Source organism: Candidatus Campbellbacteria bacterium (genome assembly GCA_016699465.1).
In the GTDB taxonomy this organism is placed as follows: domain Bacteria; phylum Patescibacteriota; class Minisyncoccia; order Phycocordibacterales; family EsbW-18; genus EsbW-18.
This window is the reverse complement of sequence record CP064977.1, coordinates 738,932-759,582: the sequence shown is the minus strand read 5'-3', so window position 1 is coordinate 759,582 and position 20,651 is coordinate 738,932. Positions and strand designations below refer to the sequence as shown.

General features: G+C 45.0%; 14 protein-coding genes. All 14 read right to left on the bottom strand.

Annotated features, from left to right (window positions below):
* Positions 1-10: 10 nt before the first annotated feature.
* The 14 genes from IPJ70_04145 to IPJ70_04080 all read right to left on the bottom strand — a co-directional run bounded on the left by IPJ70_04145 (position 11) and on the right by IPJ70_04080 (position 20,572).
* Entirely contained in the window at positions 11-4,045 is a 4,035-nt protein-coding gene (locus IPJ70_04145; GenBank protein ID QQR82437.1) for a hypothetical protein, read from the bottom strand.
* 84 nt (positions 4,046-4,129) lie between these two features.
* On the bottom strand, positions 4,130-4,294 hold the full coding sequence (locus IPJ70_04140) for a twin-arginine translocase TatA/TatE family subunit (protein QQR82436.1): 165 nt from the start codon (positions 4,292-4,294) through the stop codon (positions 4,130-4,132).
* A gap of 35 nt (positions 4,295-4,329) precedes the next feature.
* Positions 4,330-4,482 (bottom strand): twin-arginine translocase TatA/TatE family subunit, encoded by a 153-nt coding sequence (locus IPJ70_04135; GenBank protein ID QQR82435.1) that lies wholly within the window; start codon positions 4,480-4,482, stop codon positions 4,330-4,332.
* A 13-nt stretch (positions 4,483-4,495) separates the two neighbouring features.
* Positions 4,496-5,227: a twin-arginine translocase subunit TatC gene (locus IPJ70_04130; GenBank protein ID QQR82434.1), complete on the bottom strand. Its 732-nt coding sequence runs from the start codon at positions 5,225-5,227 to the stop codon at positions 4,496-4,498.
* Between the two features lie 28 nt (positions 5,228-5,255).
* Complete coding sequence (locus IPJ70_04125) at positions 5,256-6,257, bottom strand: hypothetical protein (GenBank protein QQR82433.1); 1,002 nt, start codon at positions 6,255-6,257, stop codon at positions 5,256-5,258.
* Positions 6,258-6,260: 3 nt separating this feature from the next.
* The gene (locus IPJ70_04120; GenBank protein ID QQR82432.1) at positions 6,261-9,110 is read right to left on the bottom strand and encodes a hypothetical protein; all 2,850 of its coding nucleotides are present in this window, start codon (positions 9,108-9,110) and stop codon (positions 6,261-6,263) included.
* A gap of 4 nt (positions 9,111-9,114) precedes the next feature.
* Positions 9,115-9,939 carry a hypothetical protein gene (locus IPJ70_04115; protein QQR82431.1) on the bottom strand — a complete coding sequence of 275 codons (825 nt, stop codon included), beginning with the start codon at positions 9,937-9,939 and terminating at the stop codon, positions 9,115-9,117.
* Positions 9,940-10,115: 176 nt separating this feature from the next.
* Complete coding sequence (locus IPJ70_04110; protein ID QQR82430.1) at positions 10,116-10,349, bottom strand: hypothetical protein; 234 nt, start codon at positions 10,347-10,349, stop codon at positions 10,116-10,118.
* 245 nt (positions 10,350-10,594) lie between these two features.
* Positions 10,595-13,291 carry a hypothetical protein gene (locus IPJ70_04105; protein ID QQR82429.1) on the bottom strand — a complete coding sequence of 899 codons (2,697 nt, stop codon included), beginning with the start codon at positions 13,289-13,291 and terminating at the stop codon, positions 10,595-10,597.
* Between the two features lie 67 nt (positions 13,292-13,358).
* A complete protein-coding gene (locus tag IPJ70_04100) occupies positions 13,359-14,051 on the bottom strand; it encodes a sortase (GenBank protein QQR82428.1) in 693 nt (230 codons plus the stop codon).
* Positions 14,052-14,154: 103 nt separating this feature from the next.
* Entirely contained in the window at positions 14,155-15,210 is a 1,056-nt protein-coding gene (locus IPJ70_04095; GenBank protein QQR82427.1) for a hypothetical protein, read from the bottom strand.
* 271 nt (positions 15,211-15,481) lie between these two features.
* A complete protein-coding gene (locus IPJ70_04090) occupies positions 15,482-17,575 on the bottom strand; it encodes a type IIA DNA topoisomerase subunit B (protein QQR82426.1) in 2,094 nt (697 codons plus the stop codon).
* A 68-nt stretch (positions 17,576-17,643) separates the two neighbouring features.
* Entirely contained in the window at positions 17,644-18,147 is a 504-nt protein-coding gene (locus IPJ70_04085) for a C39 family peptidase (protein QQR82425.1), read from the bottom strand.
* Position 18,148: 1 nt separating this feature from the next.
* Positions 18,149-20,572 carry a hypothetical protein gene (locus tag IPJ70_04080; GenBank protein ID QQR82424.1) on the bottom strand — a complete coding sequence of 808 codons (2,424 nt, stop codon included), beginning with the start codon at positions 20,570-20,572 and terminating at the stop codon, positions 18,149-18,151.
* Between the last annotated feature and the right edge of the window lie 79 nt (positions 20,573-20,651).

Genomic DNA, 20,651 nt, shown 5'->3' with positions numbered 1-20,651 from the left:
TGTGACGTAATTATTTTTTATCCCATTCGTATAATAAAATTGAAAAATCAACTGAATCTACCCTTGTATCTTTATTTATATCAACATTTTGGTTTTTAAATGGATACATCGATTTCCAGAAATATAGGAGTATCGAAAAATCTATCGAATTGACCTTCGTATCACAGTTAAAGTCCGCTCTACGCTTACAAGAACCTAGAGGAGTTACCGACGTTGTGGTATCACTTCCGCCCCCACCTCCACCTCCTCCGCCACCTCCTCCACCAGTGTTGCCCGAGGAAGTCGCGGTAAACGAACGTGACGCACCAGAACTTTCAGTACCAAAGTATACAATCACTTTGAAATAGTAATTACCTGCCGCCGGAACAGTTGCAGTTAGTGTCGTATTAAAATCTTCTCCTGCATTAATGTATTTTGCAGCTGTTGCGTGAAAGATATCATCACCACCACCACAAGGATTACCCACAGAAGAAACCACACACCACTCGTACTGGTATTCATTTCCACTCAAACCTTCGTTTGTAATGGTGACATTTGCACCAACAAGCGGCGTACTTACATCTGACATACTATTTATCACCACCTGAGCAGGTGTCGTCACCACTGTCCAATAGTCATTACCTGGTAAAGTCTTTCCTGTCTCTACAGTCGCTGAAAATACACTTTCCCATGTTCCAGCTGCAGCATTTCCTGCAGTGGTGTATACATACGTATATGTTCCAACACTTACTCGAGTCATCACAGCGCTGTTAACAACCACATTTCTACTTGGATCATAAATAGTAACCGTTGGTACATTCTGTGAGTCTGTAAGTGTTCCGTTGTAGATAGTTGTGACCGTAGCAAGGTAATTTTCTCCAGCAACAACCGACCCGAAATCCGATGTTGTCACAGTCCACGGAGACTGAGACGAGAGTGTGAGTGATGTAAGAGTTCGTGTTGCTGCATTCCACACATCAGCTGCGAGTGTTCCGAAGGTGGTGAGTGATCGTGTTGCACTTGACCAGACTGCGGTTGGGAGTGTGGCAAGGAGTGAGGTGGTTGCGGTGAGGACAGTTGCATCCGTGTGTGCGTTGATGGTGGTGATTGTTGAGGCAAGTTGACTGTCTGTGTGTGCGTTCACACCTGCGGTTCCTGCAGCCACGGCACTGCCGAGTGATGAGGAAGCGGTCGAGATGGTGCCGGCGGTACTTGCAGTGCCTGCGCTAATTGCTGCGGCGAGTGAGGTGGATGCGGTACCCACATCAGAGACGGTAGCGAGTGCTCCGGCATCGAGTGTGCCATCAGAGAGACGACGTGTTGCGTATGACCAGACGTCACCTGCGGTGAGGACTCCTGACGTGAGGGTGCGTGTACCGTTCGTCCACACATCAGCTGCGAGTGTTCCGAAGGTGGTGAGTGATCGTGTTGCACTTGACCAGACTGCGGTTGGGAGTGTGGCAAGGAGTGAGGTGGTTGCGGTGAGGACAGTTGCATCCGTGTGTGCGTTGATGGTGGTGATTGTTGAGGCAAGTTGACTGTCTGTGTGTGCGTTCACACCTGCGGTTCCTGCAGCCACGGCACTGCCGAGTGATGAGGAAGCGGTCGAGATGGTGCCGGCGGTACTTGCAGTGCCTGCGCTAATTGCTGCGGCGAGTGAGGTGGATGCGGTACCCACATCAGAGACGGTAGCGAGTGCTCCGGCATCGAGTGTGCCATCAGAGAGACGACGTGTTGCGTATGACCAGACGTCACCTGCGGTGAGGACTCCTGACGTGAGGGTGCGTGTACCGTTCGTCCACACATCAGCTGCGAGTGTTCCGAAGGTGGTGAGTGATCGTGTTGCACTTGACCAGACTGCTGTTGGGAGTGTGGCAAGGAGTGAGGTGGTTGCGGTGAGGACAGTTGCATCCGTGTGTGCGTTGATGGTGGTGATTGTTGAGGCAAGTTGACTGTCTGTGTGTGCGTTCACACCTGCGGTTCCTGCAGCCACGGCACTGCCGAGTGATGAGGAAGCGGTCGAGATGGTGCCGGCGGTACTTGCAGTGCCTGCGCTAATTGCTGCGGCGAGTGAGGTGGATGCGGTACCCACATCAGAGACGGTAGCGAGTGCTCCGGCATCGAGTGTGCCATCAGAGAGACGACGTGTTGCGTATGACCAGACGTCACCTGCGGTGAGGACTCCTGACGTGAGGGTGCGTGTACCGTTCGTCCACACATCAGCTGCGAGTGTTCCGAAGGTGGTGAGTGATCGTGTTGCACTTGACCAGACTGCGGTTGGGAGTGTGGCAAGGAGTGAGGTGGTTGCGGTGAGGACAGTTGCATCCGTGTGTGCGTTGATGGTGGTGATTGTTGAGGCAAGTTGACTGTCTGTGTGTGCGTTCACACCTGCGGTTCCTGCAGCCACGGCACTGCCGAGTGATGAGGAAGCGGTCGAGATGGTGCCGGCGGTACTTGCAGTGCCTGCGCTAATTGCTGCGGCGAGTGAGGTGGATGCGGTACCCACATCAGAGACGGTAGCGAGTGCTCCGGCATCGAGTGTGCCATCAGAGAGACGACGTGTTGCGTATGACCAGACGTCACCTGCGGTGAGGACTCCTGACGTGAGGGTGCGTGTACCGTTCGTCCACACATCAGCTGCGAGTGTTCCGAAGGTGGTGAGTGATCGTGTTGCACTTGACCAGACTGCGGTTGGGAGTGTGGCAAGGAGTGAGGTGGTTGCGGTGAGGACAGTTGCATCCGTGTGTGCGTTGATGGTGGTGATTGTTGAGGCAAGTTGACTGTCTGTGTGTGCGTTCACACCTGCGGTTCCTGCAGCCACGGCACTGCCGAGTGATGAGGAAGCGGTCGAGATGGTGCCGGCGGTACTTGCAGTGCCTGCGCTAATTGCTGCGGCGAGTGAGGTGGATGCGGTACCCACATCAGAGACGGTAGCGAGTGCTCCGGCATCGAGTGTGCCATCAGAGAGACGACGTGTTGCGTATGACCAGACGTCACCTGCGGTGAGGACTCCTGACGTGAGGGTGCGTGTACCGTTCGTCCACACATCAGCTGCGAGTGTTCCGAAGGTGGTGAGTGATCGTGTTGCACTTGACCAGACTGCGGTTGGGAGTGTGGCAAGGAGTGAGGTGGTTGCGGTGAGGACAGTTGCATCCGTGTGTGCGTTGATGGTGGTGATTGTTGAGGCAAGTTGACTGTCTGTGTGTGCGTTCACACCTGCGGTTCCTGCAGCCACGGCACTGCCGAGTGATGAGGAGGCGGTTTCCATATCAGATAACAAAGCAAGAGTCCCACTATCAAGAACAGCGTCCGTAAGTCGTCGCGTACCATAACTCCACACATCAGCAACAAGTGTGCCCATTGAAGACAATGTTCTCGTTGAATACGACCACACATTTGCCGGAATAAGAGCCAGAGACGAAAGAACTTGCGAAACGATTGACGAAGATGCTGTAGCTATTTGAATATCGGTGTTTGCATTTACAGAAGAAATAACACCCGCTGTCTGGGTATTTGTGTTTGCATTAATAACTGCACCAAGTGATGAGGATGCAGTGGCAATAGTATCGGCGGTACTTGCGGTGCCTGCGCTAATTGCTGCAGCGAGTGAGGTGGATGCGGTGGCAATAGAATTAGCTGTACTTGCAGTACTTGCACCGATTGCTGCACCAAGAGAAGATGACGCCGTAACTACAGTATTAGAAACAACAAACGTCTTATCAACCTTTAGTAAATCACCCCCTGCAAGCGTTCCGCATGTTATAAAAGCAGGGTATTTCCCCTCTGTTGCCGGAGCAGTGAATTCGTAATAATGCCACCCCGTAGAATTATCTGTTGTTGTTGCCTCTACCAACGGAGTAACACTTCCCGTTGGTGGGTAAATAGTAACCGTACAATCGTCAGTTGTTGGAGTATAGTCATCGTTGTAAATAAATTCTCCAACAACAACAGTATCACCTGACGTGTACATTTCTGATGCATATGCAGCACCAGTATACGCACATATAGACAGGGAAAGAACTACTATTTTAAAAATAAGATATTTTGTATTTTTAAAATGATTCATCGTCTGTGTGTATGTGTTGTAAAAAAATAATAGCGTTTATATACAACACGCATACAAAATCAACCAAACAAAATAAAAGGCGTACTATTTTTTCTTTTCACCACCATCATCCACATCCTTGAATGCTCCTGTTAAATTTTTGAATGCATCAACAATATTCTTTGCGAGTTCGGGTATTTTCTTCGCACCAAAAAGTAAAACAAGTACCACCGCAATAATTATGATTTCTTTTGTTCCTAATCCAAACATATGTATACATTACCTACTAAAGAAAAACCGAGTCCCTATTTTTTTGTATCTTCATCTTTAAATGCACCGAGAAGATGTCGGATTGCATCCGCAATGCTCTGGGTAAGCTCTGGAATTTTCTTCGATCCAAAAAGCAGTACCAACACAACGGCAATAATTATAATTTCCTTTGTTCCTAATCCAAACATATACAATTTCTAGTTACACTGTTAAAAGACGACCGCGATTCTTCCCCTTATTGAACACAACAGTGAGTTCAAAAATTATTATCATCGGCACTGCCATCAAGATTAATGATACCCCATCCGTCGGCGGAAGCAAAGAGACGAGAATGAATATCCCAGCGATAGCGTGCTTCCTTTTTGATTTTAGAAAAGCTGCATCTACAATACCCAAACGAACAAGAAAGGTAATAACTAACGGAAAAAGAAAAAGGAGACCGAGAAGTGCCGAGGTGAGTACCATTTGTGAAATAAACGAACTAATATCCCAATAATTTGAAACACCAAGCCCTATATTCACTTGAGCAATTATTTTTATTGCGTAATACAACATGACGCACCCGTACGTAAAACCTGTGATAAAAAGCCCGAGACCGAAAGGAGCCGACCATGCAAAAAAAGTACGTTCTGCAGGAAATAAACCTGGCTTAAGAAATGAATACACACGAAAAACAAAAAGTGGTACGACGACGACACACGCACAAAAAAAACCCACACTCATAGCAAGTTCAACGAGTTGAAATGGCGACGTAGTCACAACGGTTACACCGCTTATACGAACATGTTCCAATATAAAACGTACTGCAGGAGATGTTGCAAAAAAACCAAGAGCAAATACACCAACAAAAACCTTCGTTACCGTAAGAATTGCTTGGCGTAATTCCTCAAAATACGTGCCATATTGCGAAAGAGTTTCTTCAAAGGAATTCACAGAAATCAATTACATACTAGAAAAAACTTTATGCCATTTTGCGCTTCTGTTTTTGCCGTATAACACGAGCAGTTTGTTCAGATGGCGTGCTCGTTGCTGTAGTGGTTCCTTCCAAAACACTAGGCGATAGCACCTCAGGTGTCGTACTTGCCTCTACAGTCCCCGGCGGAGTCGATGTTGCTTGTGTGCTCGTACCATATACTGTTCCGGTATCTGCTGGAGTTGAAGTTGCCTCTACATCTTGCGTTGTTGTGCCCGTTGCTGTTTCTACAAACGGTGGTGTTGTCGTCGCATCAGATTCAACTGTTGAATCTGTCGTTGTTGCCTCTTCACCTTGTGCCTCTTCAGATAACGTTTCATCCAAAACCCCCGGTAATACAACAGGAACCTCCGACTCTCTTCGGTGCCTACTCAACCATAATGCAACCGCACCGACTCCTTCTTCCCAAGATGGATACATGCGCTCTTTAGTGCCTGTATTTCCTACATTTCCAGGATTAAATGTGCGTGCACCAACACCAAGTGTCCCATACATGGAATCATTCTCCATAAGAGCCAACATTAATCGAGCGTCGACAGCATATCGAGCCGCTGCCGCAAAAACCATGGCTCCCGTAACAGGACTCCCAGGTACAGCACTTTGTATATACAAATCTATCTGGTCGGGAGAACTCATTGGTCCCATTTTTTCCAAAATACTCTGAATTTTCATCTCATGTTCAGGATCAGTTGCATAGGGTGCAATATCATACTCAAGCAATACGCGTGTTGCATCACTAACGACAGTCGGATTAAAGGCAGCTTCAATACCACTCTTCACTACTTCTGCTTCAGAAAATGCTGTGGCAGCAGCGGCTTGTTCAATACTTGCCAAGAGCTTTAATTTTGAGAGTGTATTTTGCACATCTAAAATTTCCGCATCAACACTGTTAATTCTTTCCAAATCACCAGACTGAAATGCCTGATCTTTTGCGAGAAGAAGTCCATTCTGACGGTTGGTAAGTAATTGTATAAGGTAGTCTATGTTCATACTTTAAAAGAAGAGGAGCATTCGCCACATTTCCGCACCAGTGTGCCGCATCATGTACAAATAATTTAATCCGTCTGCCGTTTCAATTATTTCTAATCTGTTTCCAATAATGGCTGTTGAGTGTCCATATGGAATTTGTCCTACCATTGTTATTGAATTCGTTGTGAAGTTAAAGGCAAACACTTTTCCGGTCGCGTCTTTTGTAAAATAAATTGTATTATGTCCATCATACGCATACATTGAACCTGTGGTAAGTGTTTCTTGTTGTGGTGAGAAAAAATATCCATATATCCAACGGGTTGTTGTAATGTCATAAATATCCGCAGTGTTCGAACCTCCTCCTCGTGGTAAAAACATATACTTGCCCTTTGTCGCTGTATCGGTATTGTTCCACACCCACAACAATTGCATACCGGCTCCACGCGCAGGAACTCCTAGTATTGCATATGTGGACGTAGTATCAGTAAGTGTCAGAGCTGCGGTAGTAAGAGCAGTAGCAGTGTTTGAAGTCACAGTACCCTCCTGCCCTAGTGCTGTTCCTCCTGTAATACGTAACCTCTTACCTGCCCACATGTTTGTAGTCCAGTTCTTTGTTGTTGTTTCCGTAACTGGAGTGGTGGTACCTCCTGCAGTGATCAAACCCCATGTATCCGCTATCTCGTAGTGTGTTGTTGCATCTGGTGTAAAAGCTTGTGCGGCATACGTAAGCGTAGTTGCCGTATTAGAAACTATTGAAATGATACCTGTAGCAAAACCTGTTCCCGACTCTATACGAAGCTTATAGCCTGCCCAACAGTTAGTTACCCAACTTTTTGAAGAGTCTACAAGTGTGGTGAGAGAACCAGATGATGCATGACCCCAGTTTTGTTGATTGGCTGGTTTAAACTGGTTGTCTGTCCCAAAGACTTTTGAGTCATAGATTGCATATTTTGATGTTCCGTTCGTACCAGCAACAATTGTTGCCACAGTAAGTGTTGTTGCTGTGTTGGCGGTAATCCACCTGATTTGTGCTGTTGGCGCGGTGCCGGCGACAGATAAATGAACCAACTTACCTACGTGCTCACCAGCTGTCCAATTTTTCGATGCGTCAACAATAACAGTTGTCGACTGAGAGTTACTTGCCGCCATGTTTGCTGTAGCCGTCACTGCAACATCAAATGCTGTGGTTGAGCCAACTCCAATAATAGTATGCGCAGCGTTATACGCGGCCTCTGAACAACCAGCAAATGTCACCGAATCACCAGTCTTAAACCAGTGCGCACTGGCCGTCGTCACTAAACACGTTGCTCCTACGGATGTTATTTCAATTGTGCACCCCGAACCTGTACCACCTGATGTTGCCTTTCCAGTGCCTGTGGTAAAACCAGTGGCAGTTCCAGCAGCTACCAATTCAATACCAGTCACCACACCTGTAGAACCTGAAAAAGTTGTGGATGTTACTATCACCCTTGCACCAGTACCTCCCACTGAACACGTGAGAATATCCCCAACGACATACCCCGTACCTCCAGCTGTTGGGACAGGATTCACAGCAGTAACACCGGCAGCAATGCGCACACCTGTTGAAACACCTAGCCCTTCCCACCCATTCATCTTGACTGATATGTTGCGGACAACACCATCATCAAAGTTGTTACCTTGCATCCAGTAATCGTTTTCAGGTGAATAAGCGTACAGAGCAGCAGCCGCACCTCCAGCTAAAAACATTTTGTCATAGTCACCCCAAATCTCGTAAGTTGATGTTGCATCTGGAGTTGTGTCCCATGGCTTATGTACAGTAAATACTGTCGCAGTATTACACACAATACGCCTATGTTGTCCCACTCCTGTGCCACCAGTAATAAGAATACGGTAATTTGCATACCTATCAACAGTTAGTGTTTGCACGCCGTCAGTTAGCGTTCTTGCGGCGCCTGCCGTTGCTGTTGAAGACAAAAATGCTGAACCTGTCTTTGCCAATCGCTCAACTGAACAATCTGTACCAAGAGCTGCTTGAATCAGACCTTGATTACACGTCTTTGTCTGCCATGTATCATGTGCAATATCATAGTACTGGAGTGTGAAAAATGGGGCTGCGGCAGCAGATGAAAGTAAATAAATCCCCCCCGTTGTCGTGGTGAAATATGATGTATAGTCTGGAGTTACATCCCACGCAGGAACGGAGTATGTATGAGAAAGAATTTGAAAATGTGCCTGCGACCCAGCCGTCGTAACAGGTAATGCGTACGGTGCTGCCGCCACAAAAATTTGGTTATTCCAAGGATCATGTGGCTGAAGGTTTGGATCAGCAATATAAAGAGTTGTAGCATCGTTGTACAAAATCTTTTTATACTGTGTCACGTCTGTACCAAAAGTAATACCAACTATGTATCCTGACCACTGATTAAATTTCCATTTCTTTGTTGAATCGGCAAGTGTTGAAGTGGTTGTTCCAGTGATAACACCCGCATCATGAATAGTCTCACCAGTATAGGTAAGCACTCTCTGTTGACCAACCCCAGTACCGGTGAGTATTTTTAGCGTCGCCCCATTAAGTGTCGGACCGCGCAAACCTGGTATTTGAATTGTAGTTCCAGTAGCACTAAGTACTCGACCGTGATACCCACGTAAACCTGTGTACCGTAGTGAAAGTGTCGTTACGGGCGCCGTGTTTGGTGTTGCGAGTTGTTGCCATGTATCTGCAAAGGTGTCATACCTATAAAAGGTCGATGTAGTCAAATAGTATATAAAACGACTCGAACCGTCGTCCGCAGTTGCCATGCCTGATAATGCCACAGTATTAGTGGGGGCAAAACGACACCACTCCCAAACAGGCAAATCAACTTGTGTTTTAAGATTATTAGTAACTGCCATATCCTTATGAAAATGTTAAGTTAGCCCGAATACCATTTGCAGATGCATTACGTGCAGTATCAATGTGCAAGTACCGACCATCAACACCACCGAGAGCAACGAGGTTGGTCGCCGATGTTACTGTTGAACAAGTTGTAACAGTAGAAACGGTGGTAACTGTCGATACTGTTCCCAAGGTAAGTGAACCTGTGATTGAATCGAGGGTAACTTTCTGTCGCTGTGCAGAGTCTACAACGCCCAGTGAATCAACCTGTTTCAGAATCCTACGAAGAAGGATGAGACTATCTTCTGTGGCAGGATTTACTTGAGTGTTTGATGTGTCTTGTACACCCACCGTACCCGAAATAGCACCTGCACTAGTCACTTTCAAATTCTGTCCATCAAAATTAAACTTGTCAGAATTTGTTTTAATCAGCGCAAGAGTTGCCTCAGATGCTCGAGTTGCAAGTGTATCTTCAGTTGCTGGATTTACCCGTGTATTGGCAACATTTTTAACACCCACAACATTCGACGTTGGTGTGCTTCCTGCGACATACGCATCCGCCTGACGTGGAAATAGTGCCGTTGCGGCAACTCCAAGACCTGCAATTCCTGCAGCCTTTAAGAACATTCTCTTTGAATCATCGACACCCAATTCCCTTTTTGAAATATTTTTTATTACCTCTTTCTTTTGCGGTGCAGTAGAAAATGTGTGTGAAACATCACGACTTTTTTGTCGTATTAATGAATCAACATGGGGACGCGTCAAAACACTCTTGTTAGAAACTCTTTTTTCGGGAACATTTTTTTTTGAAATACGCATAACAAACCCAACACTCTGTGAATGCATTTCGCCACCACGCGAACATTCACAAATAGTAATGTACTAATAGTAACACACCCCCCGTATTAAAAAACAATACGTGTTGAAAACTTTTGTATACTGTACGTATCATTACGCTCCATAATTAACAAAAATAAAACACCACCCGCATGCGAGTGGTGTTTTATCCAAACAACGAACGATTAGTTTGTTGTTGTAGTAGAAGTTGTTGCGACAACTGTTGTACCAGTTGCTGCTGTTGCGTTACTTGTAGTTGCACCAACAGTTGTGTCTGTTGTTGTTCCTACTGTTGTATCGTCTACAACTACGTCAGATGCATCTTTCTTGTTTGAGAAGAAGAGAACGCCTGCGAGAATGAGAAGAACAACAATGATGAGGATTGTAACACCTGCTCCTCCTTTTTGTGTTGAAGTCATGTCGAAAGAAAATTACGATTAATAAAGGGTATTAAACCCCGTATTGGCTCCTGGGCTCGGAAATGAAAATGAATGCATTTTTATTTCGCTCGCTCTATAGTCGCCAATAAAACTGGAAACTACACTAAACATTGCTGCTCATGAGTAGTACCAAATTTGTACCCATAACTATAGCACAAACACCCTGTAAAAGCAAAATCCACATATCTGTGGATTTTGCGCCGCCCTTATCTCCCGATAAGGTTTTATACCTCTTGGTTTTGCGCAAAAGAGTATGCACCACCAATACGGGTAACCTGTCGCTCTTTAATAACATCAAGTACACGTACAAGAGCAAGACGTACTGATGTGTACGCAGAATCATATCGCTCATCAACACCCTGTAAGAGTTCTCCGATAATTGTCTCTAAATCATTGTTTGAAAGATGGTAGGTCACCTCAGCAATGTGTGGATGTACGGCTGTTTTTTCTTCAGCGCCCTCAAGGCGTGCGCGGTGCGCGTTATCGAGTTCAGCAACCACCTTTCGTACAAAGTCAGCGACAGGTTGTTCCTGTGATTTGAGCATACGAAGAAATCCAAAGATATTTTTGTCTTCACCTCGCACCATCCATTCAACAAACAATGGAACCATTGAGAGTGTCGAAACAAAGAGTGATTCACGAACACGTCCTTTATCCAACACGAGCCATCCGTCTTCTCGTGGATATCGTGCCTTTGCAATTTCAATAATGTGATTCAAGCGCTCTGTTGCCTTCTTTTCATCACCTTCTGCTGAGTTTGCAATAAGTTGCATACCGTCATCAGACACCAGTGTCCGAGATGCACGCGCCATATCTTGTAATCGAACCAACACCAATGCTTTTTGAGAAATACTTTGATCTCGTTGTGTAATCATTCGCACTGCGGTTGATTGGGCCACAACATCAGCAACAGGAGTTGCAGGAGCAATAGGAAGATCTACAGGAACATCGGGGTCGATACCCGCGTCTACTGTAGATTCGTACTGTGCATACGCAGGAGTGATCTCCGTCCGAGATGTGTATTCATCGTAGGCAGATAGCGCATCTAATTCAGGAGCGATATCTTCAATAATTGGTGCAGTTTCTTTTGGTACATACTGAGTACGTACAAATGATGTTGTTTCCATAGTATCTTCACCCATACGTCGGCGTGCAATCACGTACGTCACCCCACCAGAAATTGCGAGCAATCCAAGAATAAAAAGGAAGATTTGGAAAAGGCTTGTTCCAAGACCTGTATAAGGAACCTGCATCAAAGAAATTGATGAACCAAGGATCTCAGGCGTGCTGAAGAGCACCACATTCGGATGTCGGTGACCACCACCTCCACCCCCTCCACCACCTCCATCATCGTCGTCATCACCAGTGGTACCGGCGTTGTCATCGTTGGTAATTGTACAGGTCTTTGACTGACCAGCAACAAGTGTTACTTCACCCTTTACAGAACAATCACCACCCCATGCGCCGGCTGTGTATCCAGAAAGATTTTCTTCAGACACTGAGTAAAGTGCCGGAGCAAATTGGTTTTTTTGACCACTGATAACCGACACGGTTGGAGCTTCACTTCCCACGCGTGATACAAAAAGTTTAAAATCGGAAACCTGCTTTGTTCCACCATTGTTGTTGATAACTGTTTTTACAACAGTAAGGTACGCCTCTTGTCCAACAATAACTGGGTTATCATCGTTGGTAATCGTACAGGTCTTTGACTGACCAGCAACAAGTGTTACTTCACCCTTTGCAGAACAATCTCCGCCCCACACACCAGCTGTATATCCAGGCAAGTTATGTTCAGACACGGTGTATGTTCCTGCTTGGAATTGTGTAACAACATTGTGTTGTACGAGCTGTTTGTTAACGTACAACGGAAAGTCTGTGGGAAGTTTTGTTCCACCGTTGTCATTGATAACTGTTTTAACTACTTTCAAAAATGCTGGATTTGGAATAACAACAGGATTGTCGTTATTGGTAATAGTACATGTCTTATGGTCACCTGCGGCAAGTGTAACCGTACCATTTGCAGAACAATCACCACCCCATACACCGGCAGTGTATCCAGGAAGTTGATCTTCGTGCACGGTCTGTACTCCAGGTTGTACATGTTGTGGTACACCACTCACAAATGGAATGGTACCCGCATAGAGCTTGAAGTCGGCAACCTGCTTTGTTCCACCGTTATCGTTAATAACCGTTTTTACAATAGTAAGTGTAGGACGAGTATCTACAGGTCCACACAAAGGAACATTTTCAAAATCCATAATCCAATCAAGAATACTGAGCGTTGGATACGTAATACCATCAAAATTTGGATTTGTTTGAGGAACAAATGAACCCTCAAAAAGGTCTACTTGATATGCACATGAAGGCAAACTCACAGTAAGTTGTACCTGACCCTGTGGGGCAAGTGTGACACTGTGCGCATTATATAATCGCTGTGAACTAATGAAGTCCGGATCTGGATATGCAAAAAATACTTCGTATGCCGCAAGATTTATTTTATAACTACATGTTGCAGAAAAGTTTTTTACCCACACTGAAGCAGACGTACCGTTGTACACAACTTGTGTTTCAATAAATGGATTAAATGGCGTGCCATCACGACCACGAAGATCACCTGTTGGATTTGGAGCACATGTTTCTTCAACAAGTACTGGAGAAGGATTCGGATTTGAAACTGGCTCTACTGAAACCGGAGGATCAATGGGAGTTGGTTCCACCGGATCTGGAGTTGGAGTTGGAGCTGGCTCAGTGGGAGCTGGTTCAATCACCTTTTCAGACGCACGTGCATTCACTGTCTCATCGACACCTGTTACTTGCTGGGCAAGCATTGCGCCAGGCACAATAACGGCGCCGACAAGAAGTAGAGAAACTCCTGTGGCAAGCATGTTGTACCGAATTGTCCGTGTAATTGTTGTAAACATATGTATTTGATTATTATATAGGTTTTTGTATTATACATCCCAAAAAATTAAAAGTCAATATCTCCCACTACTGTGGTGTGAGAGTATAACTGCCAACGAAATCCGCTTCAACTACATATCGCTCTTGTTTCTGACCAAAGGCGTTACATGTTGAGAGCGTTAATTTTTTATGCGTACTCGAAAGATCAACAAGCACATTGTCCGCATCGACAAGTGAGGTCTTCGTAACACGATAGACGTACTCTTTAGTCTTTGATTGCACGCGAATAAGGTCATCGTTGTGTATATTTTTCAAACCACTGAACGCCTTGAACGCTTCATTTTGCACCACACGAAATCCGGTACTATGACCAAAAATAAACATGTTACTTGTATCTTCCAAATTACCAGAACCTGGATAGTGGACCGCTCCATTCAAAAGTGCGGCATCGAGAGTTTCAATGTCACGTGTTTCTGGATTACTAATCATCACATCCACACCAACACGTTCAATCACAATACGCACCGGTGAACTATCTTCCTGTGACGCTGATACCTGTTGAAACACCGTTGTGCTTGCAACTGCAACAGTAGGAGTTTCCGTATCGAGTTTTGGTACCAATCCAAGAGCAAACGAAAGACCGAGAAGGACAATGAAAAATCCACCCCACAAAATACTCACCAACACAGGGTGTTCCGTAAGAAGTGCCAAAAAGGCACCCGCAGGACTCTGTGGTTGTGTGTGTGTTTTGATATTTTTGTGTGGAGCTGTATGTTCCATATGCATCGGTATGTGGTTCGAATATTAGCACATTTTGTGTATAAAGTCAATACCGTTCCCCCACTCAGGAAGAACGGCATCAACCCATGAACACGGCAATACTCTATTTGGTAATAATGATGGTTCCCGTCTTGATGTTGTTTGATTCGTTTGACTCATTCACCGAACCCTTTGGGTCTACTTCTATACGGAATGAGTCCGTATCAGCATTTCGCACACGATCAAATCCGATAACGTATTCAATACGATCTCCCGGGAAGAGTGACTGTTGTGTTGCTGATGTGTAGGTATAGTCAGGAGATGTTGGAAGTGCAACTTCAAATTTCCAATCTGATGTTTCTTTTGTTCCATCATTACGAACTTCAAATTTAATTGCACCGCGCTTTCCTGTAGGAAGTGTGTGTGGAATGTCATCTACTTCTGTGAACACTCCTGTTTTTGTATCAACGAGCCCTACCGCAATAACGCGAGGTGCCAAATCTGGCTTTCCGTTTGGATCAGAAAATGGAGGAACGGTAATGGGAACAGTGATTGTTTGTCCAATAGGATTGGTATTGGTTGCTGTTGTTGTTGCTGTTGTTGTTGTGCCCGATACCACCGATGCTGTCGTACTTGTTGCGGTGTCAAAGTACGTATCTTGTACAAGAAGTGTGCGCGTTCCTTCGCGAGACACAATCGAGCTGTTATTTTCAGTAAAACGCACGGAAACAGGAATCGTAACAACACCAGTAACACCACCAACGGCGACGAGAGTTATTTCTTTCTCATCTGCTGTCAATGAAAGTGGTGTGTTACAGAAAAGTGTTGTATCTGCACCAGCAACGCGTCGTGCAAGGTGTACTACATCAGAACATTCGTATGAAAATGTGTATGAACCTTCTGCACTCTTATTTCGATGTTCCCATGTAAGGGTGAATGGTTTATTCACCACAATTTGACTATCAACAGTCGCGACAACGATACGTTCTGCAGGAATAAAGAGTGATTGCACACTGGCAACTGCAGTTGCAAGCGCGCTTTCTACGTTTGGAAAGAGTACGAGACCACGCGCACCAACCCATACCACACCAGCAATAAGAGTAAGACCACCAAGAACACTCAATGCTTTGATGCCGAGGTCCTTATATTTTGGTTGCTTTGGGATAAAGAAGAGTTCCATAAATAATTTGGGTTAGGTGTTAGTAGTGAGAAGTTAGTGATTGGTTTAGACGTTGGTTATTTTTTGAGCTTTATACTTTGAGCTTTGTGCTTACTTTTGGTGGCTTTGCTAGGCCATTTTAAATACTGATTAATTACAATGCGCATTATATACTAATCATTTGATACTGTCAAGCCAACACGAGATCGAACCTTGAGATACAAAAAACCCACGTTATCTCGTGAATTTTTTACTTCTGTATGAACCTGCGTTCTGTCCACGCGTTCCGCATCTAGATATCAATATTCGCGAGTTTTGCATTACTCTGAATAAACGTCTTACGTGATGGTACGTCTGTTCCCATAAGAATATCAAAGATACGATCCGCCTCTTGTGCGTCTTCGATATCAACTTGCTTCAAGATACGTCGCGCAGGATCCATTGTTGTTTCCCACAACTCATCAGCATTCATTTCTCCAAGACCTTTGTATCGTTGAATGGACAGTTTTGGTTGCTTGGTTAGCTTTTTAGTTTCGTTAGCTTCATTAGCTTCAGAAACATCTTCAGGTTCTTCACCTTCTCCATTTTCATTAGAACCCTCCGACTCTTCTTCAACATCCCGCACGTCAACTCCTTCTTCTTTCAAGAATGCATCTTTCTCTTCTTCGGTATAGAAATAGTGCACCTCTTTTGCTTTCTTCACCTTGTAGAGTGGTGGTTGGGCAATGTAAATAAACCCACCTTCAATCAGCGGTTTAAAGTACCTATAAAACAATGTGAGCAAAAGTGTGCGAATGTGTGCACCGTCCACGTCGGCGTCTGTCGCAATCACAACTTTGTGATAGCGAAGTTTTGAAATATCAAACGTATCCGAGATAGCAGTACCAAGCGCAATCACCAAATTTTTTATTTGTTCAGAACCAAGCATACGATCAAGTCGTGCGCGTTCCACGTTGAGAATTTTTCCACGCAACGGAAGGATTGCTTGTGTGCGACGATCACGCCCTGTTTTTGCCGTACCTCCAGCTGATTCTCCCTCCACAATGAAAAGTTCTGATTCCGAAGCGTCTTTTGTCTGACAATCTGCCAATTTCCCCGGAAGCGTCATTCCTTCAAGTGCACCTTTTCGCAAAATACTATCTTTTGCTGCTTTTGCAGCCTTACGAGCGCGAAGCGCGAGTACTACCTTACTGATGATTGCACGAGCTTCTTCTGGATGTTCTTCAAGAAAGACGGTGAACGCCTCACCAAATACTGCTTCAACGGCACTTCGAGCTTCAACACTTCCCAGTTTTGCTTTTGTTTGACCTTCGAATTGAATCTCTCGAAGTTTTACAGACACGACAGCAGAGAGCCCCTCGAGCACATCATCTCCAGAAAACGGGCCGTCTGATTCCTTTAAAATATTTGTTTTCTTTGCGTATATGTTGAGGGTTCGAGTTAGTGCAGTCTTAAATCCAGTGATGTGTGTTCCCCCTTCACTGTTGTACGTATTGTTTGCAAACGCAAAAATGTGATTCGTAACATCATCAACGTATTGCAATGCAACTTCAACATCAACACCCTCTTGTTCTTTTTCAACAAAGAAAATAGTTTTGTGCAATGATTTCTGAAATTCATTTTGGTGTCGAATGAATGAAATAAGCCCACCTTCAAAGTAAAACGTCATTGATGGCACATCGAGCCCGAGATCTCGTGTGTACATTGTTTCATTAAAATCTACCGTGTCACCCGCTTCTCGTGCGTCTATCACTGCAATACGCAATCCGCGCACCAAGTACGCCTGTTGGCGCATGTGGTTAACAATCTTGTCCCAGTTGTACACAATTTCTGGAAAAATTTCTGGATCTGCCTCGAACGTCTGTGTCGTTCCACGCAAATTAGAACTCTCCAGTTTTTTCGTACTGCCTTTTGGCTTACCTTGATGATATTCCTGCATGTAGTGCCCTCCGTCGCGATAGACGTCAGTGCGCATGTAACTTGAGAGTGCGTTCACCACAGATACTCCCACCCCGTGCAATCCTCCCGAAACTTTATATCCTTCACCACCAAATTTTCCTCCCGCGTGGAGAACCGTCATGATGGTTTGAAGGGCAGAAACACCTGTCTGTTTATGCTTGTCGACGGGAATACCACGACCGTTGTCCGTCACACGAACACGTTTTCCTGGAAGAAGTACAATCTCAATATCATTTGCATATCCACCCATCGCTTCATCGCGTGAGTTATCAAACACCTCAGTGATAAGGTGGTGTAATCCATCAGGACCAGTCGTACCGATGTACATACCCGGACGCTTTCGTACTGGATCAAGACCCTCGAGAACAGTGATGTCTGATGCTGTATACGACGATTCTTTTATTTTTGGTTCGGTCTTTTTAGGCATGAAAAATGATAACTTTGACTTGTTCAGTATAGCAAAAAACGGTCCAAAAATAAAGGGTTTTAGTATGCTTATACCTCAAAGAAAATGGCTAATTTTCTCCATCGTTTGAGAAATGTTTCTAAGGATACTTCTTGATATTCACCAATCTCAGGATCATGACAGAGAAATCCCACATCAGACTCTCCCACAACAGTAATCGTGTGGTACGACCCGTTTTCCTTTTGAACAGATACAATGGTCGGACACCCGCTTGCAAGCACTTCTTTGATTTTTTCTATTCCTTCTGTAGTAAGCTTTTCCTCACATGTGGTATTCGAGCTTCGAAATTCCTGTGCATATGCACGTATTCCATGATTGCGTGCAAGACGAACAATACCTTCATGTGTCCACCCACGCGGACCGTACGCACCTATTGACTCCCCTTCTTGAATGAGCGACGTAGTGGTTACATTTTCCGTAGTATTAAAAAACGAAAGAACCATGTAGAGATTTGTCACACTACACGCACGTGGACGCCAGCTTTCTGGAACACGTGCATCGTACTGAGAAATAAAGGGAATATCTAAACGCATACTATCGTACTACCCAACCATCACGCGCATTCAATGCTTCCGTGACCGCATTCATAATGCTATTAATATCTTCATCTGAAAGTGTTTTTTCACGTGACTGAAATACAAGGTGGTACGCGTACGATGTGCGACCATCTTTGGTAAACGTATCAAATAAATCAGCACGAACAAAAAGTGTGCCACCTTTCTCTTTTACTAGAGCCACAATATCTTCTCCCTTTCCTGTACCATCAGGAATCCACACTGCAATATCACGCAACACAAACGGATACGATGACATCGGTACAAACTGAGTAGCCTGTGCAACGGGTGCAAACTCCGGCTGTGTGAGGATATGTGTTTGTGCAATAACACCAAGATCAAACTCGAGCGTCTCTTCAGAAATATATTCGTTCACATCAACGCCAAATGCCGACTCGAGTTTTTCTTTAGCCTCAAGAAGCATTGCGTTTGTCTTCTCAGATTTTTTTGCTTGAGTAAGAGGACGCACACCTAGACACACGCGCAAATGTTCTCCTGTTGCATTGTATACGTTTCCAATCTCAAAAATCTTTACATCCGAAAGACCGAGGAGCGGCGCATAGTATTCATTCTTTGCGAGCGATTCACCAATACCCAATGCAAGCGAGCTTCTCACAAAAGCCTTATCACTTGCGAGTGCATTTGCAAGTTGTATATCACCTTTTTCACACAATGAGTACGAATATACTTCAAAAAATCCACATTCACCGAGAACCTTACGTACAACTTCTTGAGCGACGAAAATAGGATTTACTTCAACACGGTGTGACGCAGTAGGTAAGTCTTGCGCGCGAACATGTTCGTAGCCATACACTCGTCCAATTTCTTCACACACGTCAGCGCTAAAACGCATATCCATACGCTCAAATGGCACCGTAACCGAGAATCTTGGCGTCGTATCAGACACTAGTCGGCGATACCATTTTTCTTTTGCAAAAATAGCACTTGTTGCAAGGTCTTCTTCAACAACTCCACCGAGATCGGATGACGCGTGAACAACTTTTCCATCACCGACATAGATACCCATATGATCAACACCGTGCCCCACGTCAGTTCCTGGGACATATTCAAGTGTATGTGTCCGTATTGCTTCGTCTTTGACCATTCTGTCCAAGGCTGTGGAATAATTTTCTCCGTCAATAGTACGCACCACTTCTGTGTTAGTAAATACAAAATCGCCCGGCTGGAGTTCACTCTCAGTAATTTCATCGAGATACGCATATTGATCAATTGCAATACGCGCAACACCAAGTGAAAATCCCGCCTCAATAGCACACCATGCAGTCAAGGACGAGCAGTTGAAACTCTCTGGGGTATCATATCGAATTCGTGCCATACGCTTATACGGAGCACCAATGACACTTCGAGCTTTTTGCACAATCACCTCTCGTGGATTTTCTATTTTTGTATACGAGAATGAAAACCGATCAAAAATCTGTGAGAGCTCGGTGTCTGACAGAGCTGTTCCAAGAAGTTTATTTGCCTCACGTGATGAAATGCCGATCTTGTATGGAAGTGCCGCACGAGCCCTCTCAAAACCTCCATATCCACTAACGCGCCCTCCTGCCACATCGACAATAAGCGCAACAAGAGCTTGAAGTGCGTACAGTGGTAATTCATCGGGAATCTCATTTTCGAAACGATGTGACGCATCAGTGCGCAATTTTAATTTTTGCGACGCCTTGCGCGTGAGTGTTGGATGAAACTTCGCTGATTCCAAAACAATGTCTACCGTTGTTGTATCCACTTCTGCCTGACTTCCACCTTTAATACCCGCAATTGCGAGTGGTGTATCTCCTGATGCATCAGTAATGAGTTGAATAGTTTCATCTAGTTCGTACGTTGTGCCCCCAAGAACAGTGATACTCTCCCCCGCACGTGCCATACGCACACGAATTGATTTTGCGCCATCCGCATCTCCCAACTTTTGTGCATCAAATGCATGGAGTGGTTGTCCGAGTTCGAGCATGACAAAGTTTGTCGCATCAACAACATTGTTTATTGAACGTTGACCAAGTGTTTCGAGTCGCTCTGAGAGCCACTTCGGAGATGGGCCAACGGTAATACCCTTCACAAGAGCTGCTTGGTATATAGGACACGCATTTTCTTTTTCAACAGAAACGTGTAGAACTCCATTTTTTTCAAACGAAGGAACCGGACCCGACAGCGGATCGTGCGATAACGGTATGGAGCACAAAACAGAGAATTCTTTTGCAATACCCCGATGGCACAAACAATCGTGTGCACGATTAGGTAACACTTTCACATCTAGCACGGTATCTTCTCCAACTTTTTCTGTTCCCTCAATTTCAAATGCACCGAATGTGAGAACATGTTCAAGCTCACTCACTTCGGGAAGTGGTTTTTCAAAAAATGTTTGAAGCCATGCACGTGAAACTTTCATCCCGTTAGAAATTAGAAACGTGGTGCGTTTCCATTGTTATCACACCTTCGTGAGTATACGAATAATATATCGACGTTTT

Coding starts and splice junctions, on each gene's coding strand:
- IPJ70_04145 (QQR82437.1), bottom strand. CDS start 4,045: ATGAATCATTTTAAAAATACAAAATATCTTATTTTTAAAATAGTAGTT.
- IPJ70_04140 (QQR82436.1), bottom strand. CDS start 4,294: ATGTTTGGATTAGGAACAAAAGAAATCATAATTATTGCGGTGGTACTT.
- IPJ70_04135 (QQR82435.1), bottom strand. CDS start 4,482: ATGTTTGGATTAGGAACAAAGGAAATTATAATTATTGCCGTTGTGTTG.
- IPJ70_04125 (QQR82433.1), bottom strand. CDS start 6,257: ATGAACATAGACTACCTTATACAATTACTTACCAACCGTCAGAATGGA.
- IPJ70_04120 (QQR82432.1), bottom strand. CDS start 9,110: ATGGCAGTTACTAATAATCTTAAAACACAAGTTGATTTGCCTGTTTGG.
- IPJ70_04115 (QQR82431.1), bottom strand. CDS start 9,939: ATGCATTCACAGAGTGTTGGGTTTGTTATGCGTATTTCAAAAAAAAAT.
- IPJ70_04110 (QQR82430.1), bottom strand. CDS start 10,349: ATGACTTCAACACAAAAAGGAGGAGCAGGTGTTACAATCCTCATCATT.
- IPJ70_04105 (QQR82429.1), bottom strand. CDS start 13,291: ATGTTTACAACAATTACACGGACAATTCGGTACAACATGCTTGCCACA.
- IPJ70_04100 (QQR82428.1), bottom strand. CDS start 14,051: ATGGAACATACAGCTCCACACAAAAATATCAAAACACACACACAACCA.
- IPJ70_04095 (QQR82427.1), bottom strand. CDS start 15,210: ATGGAACTCTTCTTTATCCCAAAGCAACCAAAATATAAGGACCTCGGC.
- IPJ70_04090 (QQR82426.1), bottom strand. CDS start 17,575: ATGCCTAAAAAGACCGAACCAAAAATAAAAGAATCGTCGTATACAGCA.
- IPJ70_04085 (QQR82425.1), bottom strand. CDS start 18,147: ATGCGTTTAGATATTCCCTTTATTTCTCAGTACGATGCACGTGTTCCA.
- IPJ70_04080 (QQR82424.1), bottom strand. CDS start 20,572: ATGAAAGTTTCACGTGCATGGCTTCAAACATTTTTTGAAAAACCACTT.